At 62.5% G+C, this 11,070-nt stretch carries 6 protein-coding genes; 4 read left to right on the top strand and 2 right to left on the bottom strand.

Translation table 11 applies throughout. The features are described from left to right. Positions 1-99: 99 nt before the first annotated feature. Both narL and ACODTO_RS13075 read right to left on the bottom strand, forming a co-directional pair. Positions 100-747 (bottom strand): two-component system response regulator NarL, encoded by a 648-nt coding sequence (gene narL / locus ACODTO_RS13080; RefSeq protein ID WP_489106556.1) that lies wholly within the window; start codon positions 745-747, stop codon positions 100-102. After that, positions 744-2,543 (bottom strand): HAMP domain-containing protein, encoded by a 1,800-nt coding sequence (locus ACODTO_RS13075; protein ID WP_175386238.1) that lies wholly within the window; start codon positions 2,541-2,543, stop codon positions 744-746. The genes narL and ACODTO_RS13075 overlap by 4 nt, the downstream gene beginning before the upstream one ends. A gap of 306 nt (positions 2,544-2,849) precedes the next feature. On the opposite strand from ACODTO_RS13075, the gene ACODTO_RS13070 reads away from it, so the two are divergent. The 4 genes from ACODTO_RS13070 (at position 2,850) to narH (ending at position 11,069) form a co-directional block, all read left to right on the top strand. Next, a complete protein-coding gene (locus tag ACODTO_RS13070) occupies positions 2,850-4,151 on the top strand; it encodes an MFS transporter (RefSeq protein WP_217505838.1) in 1,302 nt (433 codons plus the stop codon). Continuing rightward, complete coding sequence (locus ACODTO_RS13065) at positions 4,129-5,526, top strand: NarK family nitrate/nitrite MFS transporter (RefSeq protein WP_024776631.1); 1,398 nt, start codon at positions 4,129-4,131, stop codon at positions 5,524-5,526. Before ACODTO_RS13070 ends, ACODTO_RS13065 begins: the two co-directional genes overlap by 23 nt. A 226-nt stretch (positions 5,527-5,752) precedes the next feature. Further along, positions 5,753-9,520, top strand: coding sequence for a nitrate reductase subunit alpha (locus tag ACODTO_RS13060; RefSeq protein WP_489106555.1), 3,768 nt, complete (start codon positions 5,753-5,755; stop codon positions 9,518-9,520). A gap of 10 nt (positions 9,521-9,530) precedes the next feature. Then, on the top strand, positions 9,531-11,069 hold the full coding sequence (gene narH, locus ACODTO_RS13055; RefSeq protein ID WP_175363905.1) for a nitrate reductase subunit beta: 1,539 nt from the start codon (positions 9,531-9,533) through the stop codon (positions 11,067-11,069). The last annotated feature ends 1 nt before the right edge of the window (position 11,070 follow it).

The following is an 11,070-nucleotide window of genomic DNA, read 5'->3' as shown; positions in this document are numbered from 1 at the left end:
GGGATGTTGGCTGTGCTGACGCCATCGCGAGCAGGGCTCGCTCCCACAGGGGATCTGTGTCAGACACACTGCCTGCAAGCACTAGGTGGGGGAGCTGATTCAACCGGCTCCGCGCAGATGCTCCATCGCCCAGACCGCCGCCTCGACCCGCGAACGCAAGCCGAGCTTGTGCAGCAGGTTCTTGACGTGGACCTTGACCGTGCCTTCGGTGATGCCCAGTTTGTGCCCGATGACCTTGTTGCTGTGGCCGCTGGCGATGGTCCTGAGTACCTGGCGTTCGCGCTCGGTCAGTTCCACTTCGGGTTGGCGCGGCGGGGAGCGCAGGGCCTGGGCCATGACGCGGGTCAGGCCGGGGCTGATCACCAGGGCACCGCCCAGGGCGTCGCGGATGTACTGGATCAGCAATTCGGGTTCCATGTCCTTGAGCAGGTAGCCATTGGCGTCCAGGCGCAGGGCATCGCGAATGTCGTCCTCGGCGTCGGACACCGTGAACAACAGCACCTTGCCGCTGTAGTGCATGGCCCGCAGTCGGCGCAGGGTCTCGATGCCGTTCATCTGCGGCATGTTGTTGTCCAGCAGCACCAGATCGGGCTTGAGCGGCTCGATCAGCGTCAGGGCTTCCTCGCCATGGCTGGCTTCGCCGACTATCTGCAGATCATCTTCAAGTTCAAGCATCTGGCGGATCCCGCGACGCATCATCGGATGGTCATCGACCAGCAGCAGGGTGTGGCGCAGGGGAGCGTTCATGTAGCAAGGCCTTCGGTGGGTTGGCCCAGGAATTCCGGTTGGAAGCGCACCTGGATATGGGTGCCCTGGGGTGTTCGGGAGAGGATCTGCAGCTGGCCGCGCAGGCTGCGAGCCCGTTCGTTCATGATGTTCAGGCCGTGGTGCTCGCGCTGGTCCACCTCACCGCTGAAACCACGGCCATCGTCTTCGATCGACAGCTGTACTGTTTCGCCTTCCTGGCGCAACTGCAGCCAGGCGTTTTCGGCATGGGCATGGCGCAGGCAGTTGGACAAGGCTTCGCGGGTGATCTGCAGGATGTGGATCTGCTCGCTGGCCGACAGCTCGAAGGCCAGGGTGTCGACGAACAGGTGCACCTGGAAATCGCCACGGTGAGAGAACTCTTCGGCGGTCTCCTTGAGCTCATGGATCAGTCCGTCGTCATGGATCTGCAGGCGGAAGGTGGTGAGCAATTCGCGCAACTGCCGGTAGGCGTTGTTGAGGCCTTCGCGCAACTCACCAGTGACTGTCTCCAGGGTCTGCACCGGTTCGCCGCGACGCATCAGGGTCTGCATGCGACTGACTTGCAGCTTCATGTAGGACAGGGCCTGGGCCAGGGAGTCGTGCAGTTCCCGGGCAATGATGGTGCGCTCGTCGAGCAGCAACAGGCGATGGTCCTGCTCGCGTTGGCGCTTGAGTGACAGCGACGTGCCGATCAGGTTGGCCAGGGCCTGGATCAATGCGGTTTCCCAGGGCTGCGCTGCGTGTCCGTCGACAAAGTGCGCCTTCAGTTCTCCCAACTCATTGCCCTGGTTGCTGATGCTGAAAGTTTGCGGGCGGGCGCCATGATGTTTCTCGCAGGTGGCGCAGTCGCTGCTGGCGCAGACCTCGCGGTTGTTGGCGCCATGAATGGCCAGCAGTTGCCGCGCGGGTGCCTGCAACTGCCCCTGCAGGCACAGCGACAGGCGCAGGCCCGGGAGCCGTTGCTGGAAGCGCTGGATCAATTCGTCCAGGCCCTGGGCATTGGCCTGGCGGGTGGCCAGGCTGCGACTGCTTTGGTACAGCAACTCCAACGCGGCGTTGGCGTGCTGCAGGTTCAGGGTCTTCTGGCGAACCTGATCTTCCAGGGTGCGATGGGACTGCTCGATGGTTTCGGCCATGGTATTGAAGCTGGTCGCCAATTGGCCCAGTTCATCTTCGGATTGGTGATTGACCCGCACCTGGAATTCGCCACGACGAAAACGCTGGGTCGCGACCACCAGCTCCTGCAATGGCGTGACCACGCTGTATTGCAGTTCGTACAGGCCAATGAGCAGGATGATCATGGTGCTGAACAGCGCCATGCCCTGGATCGTCTGTTGCCAGCCCTGTTTGTGTTCGCTCTGGCGTTGCAACAGGGTGACGAACTGGTCCAGTTGCTCGACGAACGAGTCGGCGCTGGCCTGGAAAAACGCCGAATCGCCGCGCTCGACGGCAGGGCGAAGGGTCTGGTTCCAGCGTTGCAGGAGGTCGCGATAGCTCTGATGCAGGGCGGTGGTCGGGCCGTCTTCCAGCACGGCATGAAGGGAAGGGCTGTCGAGGCGTTGTTGCAGGCTGTCGATGATCGGGGCGATGTCCCCGGTGGCACCGGCCGCCAGTTTCCAGCTGAGGTGGTAGGTCTCCATGCGCACCGAGCCGGCGGTGTTGATCGCCGCTGCGTCGCCCTGGCTGAACCAGGCGATCAAGCCGGCGCTCAGGGAGCTGGCCAGGGCAAGGATGGCGATGAGAATCACCGCGACCCCGGCGCGCGCGGGCAGGGAGCTGCGCAGCCAGCTCATCATTGTGGCTGGCCCTGGAAGAGTCTGTTCAAGCCTGGCATGGGAGCGTCCCGGACGAGGGGTGTTGCAGCCGTCCTGGGTGCACTACCTCTAAAGAGTTGTTGGCCGTTCCGTTTCGATAAAAGCTTCGGCCTATTTGGTCAAGATATTGATAAACAAAGGGTTTTATCAATTTCAAGGTCTACCCCTTTGGAGGTAGACGGGTCCAGCATAGGCCAGAACGGCTCCTGGGCACGTTGACCCAGGTCAAGTTTTTACCGGGTTCGCATCACTAGGCTGCGCTCATCGAATCGAGGGGAGTGCAGCGTGATGCGAGCGCAAGTGCAACAAGGGCTGGTACTGGGGATGAGTACCCTGGCCTTCACCGTGTGCTTCATGGTCTGGATGATGTTTGCCGTGCTGGGCGTTCCGATCAAGGAAATGCTCGCGCTTAACGAGACCCAGTTCGGCCTGCTGGCCGCCACCCCGGTACTGACTGGTTCGCTGGTACGCCTGCCTCTGGGGATCCTGACCGATCGCTTCGGCGGGCGGATCGTGTTCTTCCTGTTGATGCTGTCCTGCGTGTTGCCGCTGTACCTGATCACCCTGGCGACCGAGTTCTGGCAGTTCCTGGTGCTGGGGCTGTTCGTCGGCCTGGCCGGCGGTTCGTTTTCAGTCGGCATCGCCTACGTCGCCAAGTGGTTCGACAAACAGAACCAGGGCTTCGCCATGGGCGTGTTCGGCGCCGGCAACGCCGGATCAGCGCTCACCAAGTTCCTGGCTCCGGCGCTGATCGCCCTGGGCACCTGGCACCTGGTGCCGAAGGTGTTCAGCGCCATCCTGTTCATCACCGCGCTGCTGTTCTGGTTCCTCACCGCCGAGAAAAAAGAACATCGCAGCGTCAGCGGCGCGAGCCTGCGTGAACAACTCAAGGCCTTGAAAGAACCGGCCGTGTGGCGCTACTGCCAGTACTACTCGATCGTGTTCGGCGGTTACGTGGCCCTGGCCCTGTGGATGACCAAATACTACGTGCAGGAATACGGTTTCAGTCTGCAAAGCGCAGCGCTGCTGGCCGCGTGTTTCTCCCTGCCGGGCGGCGTGCTGCGGGCCGTCGGCGGCTGGATGTCGGATCGCTGGGGCGCCCAGAGCGTGACCTGGTGGGTGCTGTGGGTCAGCTGGATCTGCCTGTTCCTGCTGTCGTACCCGCAGACCCAACTGCAAGTGCATACCGTCAACGGCATCGTCGACTTTCACATCGGCCTCAGTGCCACGCTGTTCACCGTGCTGCTGTTCGTGATGGGCGTCGCCTTCGCGTTCGGCAAGGCCTCGGTCTTCAAATACATCGCCAACGACTACCCGAAAAACATGGGCGCGGTGTCCGGCATTGTCGGCCTGGCCGGTGGCCTGGGCGGCTTCGTGCTGCCGATCCTGTTCGGTGCCCTGGTGGATCTCACCGGCGTGCGCTCGTCCTGCTTCATGTTGCTGTACGGCGTGGTCTGGGTCTCCCTGATCTGGATGTACCTCAGCGAAATCCGCAAGCGCCCGCTGCTCGGTAAGCAACCGCTTGCCAGCCAACCCCCGTTTTCCAGCATTGCCCAAGGAGAAGAACATGTCCGTTCTGCAAACGCCTGACAAGGGCCCGGTCATTCATGACTGGCGCCCCGAAGACCCGGCCTTCTGGGGTCGCAGTGGCAAACAGACCGCGCGTCGCAACCTGTGGATCTCGATCCCGGCGCTGCTGCTGGCCTTCGCGGTGTGGATGGTCTGGAGCACGGTGATCGTGCGCCTGAATGCCATCGGTTTCAGCTTCAGTACCGACCAGTTGTTCTGGCTGGCGGCACTGCCGGGGTTGTCCGGCGCGACCTTGCGGGTGTTTTACTCGTTCATGGTGCCGATCTTCGGCGGACGGCGCTGGACCGCCCTGAGCACCGCGTCGCTGCTGATACCTGCGCTGTGGATGGGCTTCGCCGTGCAGAATCCGACCACGCCCTACAGCGTGTTCGTACTGATCGCGCTGCTCTGCGGTTTTGGTGGTGGCAACTTCGCCTCGAGCATGTCCAACATCAGCTTCTTCTATCCCAAGTCCCAACAGGGCACCGCCCTGGGGTTGAACGCCGGCCTGGGCAATCTGGGCGTCTCGGTGATGCAGTTCAGCGTGCCGCTGGTGATCTCCTTCGGGGTGTTCGGCTTCATGGGCGGTCAACCCCAGGTGCTGGCCGACGGCAGTTCGTTGTGGCTGCAGAACGCCGGCTTCATCTGGGTGCCGTTCATCCTCGCTGTGACGCTGATTGCCTGGTTCGGCATGAACGACCTATCCAGTGCCCGTGCTTCGTTCAGCGAGCAGGCGGTGATTTTCAAGCGCAAGCACAACTGGTTGATGTGCTGGCTGTACCTGGCCACGTTCGGCTCGTTCATCGGTTTCTCCGCCGCGTTCCCACTGCTGATCAAGACCTCGTTCCCTGACGTCATCGCCCTCAAGTTTGCCTTCCTCGGCCCCCTGGTGGGTGCACTGGTACGGCCGTTGGGTGGCTGGCTGGCGGACAAGCTCGGTGGCGCGAAAGTCACCTTGTGGAACTTCGTGCTGATGATCGCGATGGTGTTCGGCGTTCTGCACTTCCTGCCGCAAGGTGGCCAGGGTGGCAGCTTCTACGGCTTCCTGGGCATGTTCATGTTGCTGTTCATCACCACCGGCGTGGGCAACGGTTCCACCTTCCGCATGATCCCGGTGATCTTCCGCACCCTTCACGAGAAAGCCGCCCTGGGCAAGAAGCCCGAGCTGCGTGAGCAAGCACTCAAGAACGCCGGCAAGGAATCGGCCGCGGTGTTGGGTTTCAGCTCGGCCATGGGTGCCTTCGGTGCGTTCTTCATTCCCAAGTCCTTCGGCACTTCGATGGCCCTGACCGGCGGCCCGGAAATGGCCTTCTACATGTTCGTCGGCTTCTACCTGAGCTGCATCGTGGTGACCTGGTGGTGGTACGCGCGCAAGGGCGCCGCGACTCCCTGCTAAGACGAATTCAAACAGTGGCCTGTACGGTTAATTAGCGTGCTCAAGTTCGAGTGTCAGGACTCGTCGGGCAAGGCGCCATGACGAGTCGTAGCCCGCTACGGCGAGGAATGGCAACGCAGCTTGACGAGTCCTGGCGCCGAAATTGAGTGCGCTAATTAGCCACACAGGCCACCAGTGCGTGGGCGGGGCGCAGACCCCGCGGAGCAAGCCTGAGAGGAAAGACACTGTGAGTCATTTACTGGATCAACTGCGGTTCTTCAACCGCAAACAAGGCGAGTTTTCCGAGGGACATGGCGAGACCCGCAAGGAGTCCCGGGACTGGGAGAACGTCTACCGTTCCCGCTGGCAGTACGACAAGATCGTGCGCTCCACCCATGGGGTGAACTGCACCGGCTCGTGCTCGTGGAAAATCTACGTCAAGAACGGCCTGATCACCTGGGAAACCCAGCAGACCGACTACCCGCGCACCCGCAACGACCTGCCCAACCACGAGCCACGCGGCTGCCCTCGTGGCGCCAGCTACAGCTGGTACATCTACAGCGCCAACCGGCTCAAGTACCCGAAGGTGCGCAAGCCGTTGCTCAAGCTGTGGCGTGAAGCCCGGCAGACCCTGCCGCCGGTGGAAGCCTGGGCCAGCATCGTCGAGAACAAGGCCAAGGCCGACTCGTATAAAAGCAAGCGCGGCATGGGTGGCTTCATTCGTTCCAACTGGGAAGAAGTCAACGAAATCATCGCCGCGGCCAACGTCTATACCGTCAAGCAACACGGCCCGGACCGGGTGGTGGGCTTCTCACCGATCCCGGCCATGTCGATGGTCAGCTACGCCGCCGGCGCTCGCTACCTGTCGCTGATCGGTGGCGTGTGCCTGAGCTTCTACGACTGGTACTGCGACTTGCCGCCAGCCTCGCCGATGGTCTGGGGCGAGCAGACCGACGTGCCGGAATCGGCCGACTGGTACAACTCCAACTACATCATTGCCTGGGGCTCCAACGTCCCGCAGACCCGTACCCCCGACGCGCACTTCTTTACCGAGGTGCGCTACAAGGGCACCAAGACCGTGGTAATCACCCCGGACTATTCGGAAGTCGCCAAGCTCACCGACCTGTGGCTCAACCCCAAGCAGGGCACCGACGCCGCGCTGGCCCAGGCCTTCAACCATGTGATCTTCAAAGAATTTCACCTGGACAAGCCGAGCGCCTATTTCACCGACTACGCCAAGCGCTACACCGACCTGCCAGTGCTGGTGATGCTCAAGCCGATGCTCGGCACGGCGCCGGGCGCGGGTTACCAGCCGGACCGCTTCCTGCGGGCCAGCGACCTCACCGATAACCTCGGCCAGGACAACAACCCCGAGTGGAAGACCATCGCCCTCGATGCGGCTGGCGAACTGGTGTCGCCCCAAGGCTCCATCGGTTATCGCTGGGGTGAGAAGGGCAAGTGGAACATCCTGCCCCGTGAAGGCGGCGAGGGGCGCGAGATCGACCTCAAGCTGAGCCTGATCGGCGGTGACGTGGCTGAAGTGGCCTTCCCGTACTTCGCCGGCGAAACCCAGGAGCACTTCCAGCACGTGGCCGGTGACGCGGTGCAGTTCCGCCGCGTACCGGTACACAGCGTGGTGCTGGCCGACGGCAGCGTGGCGAAAGTCGCCACGGTGTTCGACTTGTCGGCGGCCAACCTGGCGATCGACCGTGGCCTGGGCGGCGCCAACGTGGCCAAGGACTACGACGACGCCTCGGTGCCCGGCACCCCGGCCTGGCAGGAGCAGATCACTGGCGTCAGCCGCGAGAAAGCGATCCAGATCGCCCGTGAATTCGCCGACAACGCCGACAAGACCCGTGGACGTTCGATGATCATCGTCGGTGCGGCAATGAACCACTGGTACCACATGGACATGAACTACCGCGGGCTGATCAACATGCTCATGCTCTGCGGTTGCATCGGCCAGACCGGCGGCGGCTGGGCTCACTATGTCGGCCAGGAAAAACTCCGCCCGCAGTGCGGCTGGCTGCCCCTGGCCTTCGGCCTGGACTGGAATCGTCCTGCACGGCAGATGAACGGCACCAGTTTCTTCTATGGCCACAGCTCCCAATGGCGCCACGAGAAAATGAGCATGCACGACGTGCTCTCGCCCCTGGCGGACAAGTCGCAATTCCCCGAGCACGCTCTGGACTACAACATCCGCGCCGAACGCGCCGGCTGGTTGCCCAGCGCGCCGCAGCTCAACACCAACCCGTTGCACATCTGCCGCGATGCCGCCGCCGCGGGCATGGAACCCAAGGACTACGTGGTCAAGTCCTGGCAGGACGGGTCGCTGCGCTTTGCCTGTGAACAGCCCGACAACCCGGTGAACTTCCCGCGCAACATGTTCATCTGGCGCTCCAACCTGTTGGGTTCTTCGGGCAAGGGCCACGAGTACATGCTCAAGTACCTGCTCGGCACCAAGAACGGCGTGATGAACGAGGACATCGGCCAAGTCGGCGACTGCAAGCCGACCGAGGCCGAATGGGTCGACGAGGGCGCCATCGGCAAACTCGACCTGGTGACCACCCTGGATTTCCGCATGTCTTCGACCTGCGTGTATTCCGACATCGTCTTGCCGACCGCCACCTGGTACGAAAAAGACGACATGAACACCTCGGACATGCACCCGTTCATCCATCCGTTGTCGGCGGCCATCGATCCGGCCTGGGAGTCGCGTTCGGACTGGGAAATCTACAAGGGTATCGCCAAGGCTTTCTCGGCCATGTCGGTCGGACACCTGGGTGTCGAGAAAGACCTGGTCACCGTACCCCTGATGCATGACAGCGTCGGCGAGCTGGCCCAGCCGTTTGGCGGCACCGACTGGAAAACCGCCGGGGTGGCCCCGCAACCGGGCAAGAACGCCCCGAACCTGCAAGTGGTGGAGCGCGACTACCCGAACATCTACAAGCAATTCACTTCCCTGGGCCCGCTGCTCGAGAAGCTCGGCAACGGCGGCAAGGGCATCAACTGGAACACTGACACCGAAGTGAAATTCCTCGGTGAGCTGAACCATCACGAAGTGGACGCGGGCATCAGCCAGGGCCGGCCAAAAATCGACAGCGCCATCGATGCCGCCGAAGTGATCCTGTCCCTGGCCCCGGAAACCAACGGCCACGTGGCGGTCAAGGCCTGGGCGGCGCTGTCGGAGTTCACTGGCATCGACCACAGCCACCTGGCTGTATCCAAGGAGCACGAGGCGATCCGCTTCCGCGACATCCAGGCCCAGCCGCGCAAGATCATTTCCAGCCCGACCTGGTCCGGCCTGGAAGACGATCACGTGAGCTACAACGCCGGCTACACCAACGTTCATGAGTCGATCCCATGGCGCACCATCACCGGCCGCCAGCAGTTCTACCAGGATCACCCGTGGATGCAGGCGTTCGGCGAACAGCTGATGAGCTACCGGCCACCGGTCAACACCCGGACCATCGAAGGGGTGAAGGGCAAGCGCAGCAATGGTGAGCCCGAGATCGTCCTCAACTGGATCACGCCGCACCAGAAGTGGGGCATCCACAGCACCTACACCGACAACCTGTTGATGCTCACCTTGAGCCGTGGCGGGCCGATCATCTGGCTCTCCGAGATCGACGCCCGGCGCGCCGGCATCGAGGACAACGATTGGGTCGAGTGCTTCAACGCCAACGGCGCGCTGACCGCCCGGGCGGTGGTCAGCCAGCGGGTCAAGGAGGGCATGGTGATGATGTACCACGCCCAGGAACGGATCGTGAACGTGCCCGGTTCGGAAACCACCAAGACCCGTGGCGGCCACCATAACTCGGTGACTCGCGTGGTGCTCAAGCCCACCCACATGATCGGTGGTTACGCCCAGCAGGCCTACGGCTTCAACTATTACGGCACGGTCGGCTGCAACCGCGACGAATTCGTCGTGGTGCGCAAGATGGCCAAGGTCGACTGGCTCGACGGCTCCAGCGGCGATGACCTACCGCGTCCCCTGCCGACTGAGCTGGATTGAGGAGATTGAGATGAAAATTCGTTCACAGATCGGCATGGTCCTGAACCTGGACAAATGCATCGGTTGCCACACCTGTTCGATCACCTGCAAGAACGTCTGGACCAGCCGTGAAGGCATGGAATACGCCTGGTTCAACAACGTCGAGACCAAGCCCGGCATCGGCTACCCCAAGGAATGGGAAAACCAGGACAAATGGAAGGGCGGCTGGGTCCGCAATGCCGACGGCTCGATCAACCCTCGCATCGGCGGCAAGTTCCGCGTGTTGGCGAATATCTTCGCCAACCCGGACCTGCCGGGCCTGGACGACTACTACGAACCGTTCGACTTCGACTACCAGCACCTGCACACCGCGCCCCTGGGCGAGCACCAGCCCACCGCGCGGCCGCGCTCACTGGTGTCCGGCAAGCGCATGGAGAAGATCGAGTGGGGCCCGAATTGGGAGGAGATCCTCGGCACTGAATTCGCCAAGCGGCGCAAGGACAAGAACTTCGACAAGATCCAGGCGGACATCTACGGCGAGTACGAAAACACGTTCATGATGTACCTGCCGCGCCTGTGCGAGCACTGCCTGAACCCGGCGTGTGCGGCGTCCTGCCCGAGCGGTGCGATCTACAAGCGCGAAGAGGATGGCATCGTCCTGATCGACCAGGAGAAATGCCGCGGTTGGCGCATGTGCATCAGCGGCTGCCCGTACAAGAAGATCTATTTCAACTGGAAGAGCGGCAAGTCGGAAAAATGCATCTTCTGCTACCCGCGCATTGAAGCCGGGATGCCAACGGTCTGTGCAGAAACCTGCGTCGGCCGGATTCGCTACCTCGGCGTGCTGCTGTATGACGCCGACCGCATCAGCGAAGTGGCGAGCACCGCCAACGAACAGGACCTGTATGAGAAGCAACTGGAGATCTTCCTCGACCCGAACGACCCGGCGGTGATCCGCCAGGCCCTGGCCGATGGCGTGCCGCAGTCAGTGATCGATTCGGCACAACGCTCGCCGGTCTACAAGATGGCCGTGGATTGGAAGCTCGCGCTGCCGTTGCACCCGGAATACCGCACGCTGCCGATGGTCTGGTACGTGCCGCCACTGTCGCCGATCCAGAACGCTGCCGCCGCCGGCACCGTGGGCATGAACGGGGTGATCCCGGACGTCGACAGCCTGCGCATTCCGCTGCGCTACCTGGCCAACCTGCTGACCGCCGGCGATGAAAAGCCCGTCAAGCTGGCCCTCAAGCGCCTGCTGGCGATGCGTGCCTACAAGCGTTCCGAACAGGTTGACGGCGTGAAGGACCTGCAAGTGCTGGCCGATGTCGGCTTGAGCGAGAACCAGGTCGACGAGATGTATCGCTACCTGGCCATCGCCAACTACGAGGACCGTTTCGTCGTGCCGAGTGCTCACCGCGAAGACGCCATGAGCGACGCGTTCGCCGAGCGCTCCGGGTGCGGCTTCAGCTTCGGCAGCGGTTGCAGCGGCAGTTCCGACACCAACATGTTCGGCGGCAAGAAGGCCAACCGTCGCGACGTGATCAAGACCGTACAGTTGTGGGAGGACTGAG

Source organism: Pseudomonas sp. FG13 (assembly GCF_057809755.1).
This window is presented reverse-complemented; position numbering and strand designations above follow the sequence as displayed.

Bases quoted from the DNA above. Each gene is read 5' to 3' on its own strand.
- narL (WP_489106556.1), bottom strand. From the start codon at position 747: ATGAACGCTCCCCTGCGCCACACCCTGCTGCTGGTCGATGACCATCCG.
- ACODTO_RS13075 (WP_175386238.1), bottom strand. From the start codon at position 2,543: ATGATGAGCTGGCTGCGCAGCTCCCTGCCCGCGCGCGCCGGGGTCGCG.
- ACODTO_RS13065 (WP_024776631.1), top strand. From the start codon at position 4,129: ATGTCCGTTCTGCAAACGCCTGACAAGGGCCCGGTCATTCATGACTGG.
- ACODTO_RS13070 (WP_217505838.1), top strand. From the start codon at position 2,850: ATGCGAGCGCAAGTGCAACAAGGGCTGGTACTGGGGATGAGTACCCTG.
- narH (WP_175363905.1), top strand. From the start codon at position 9,531: ATGAAAATTCGTTCACAGATCGGCATGGTCCTGAACCTGGACAAATGC.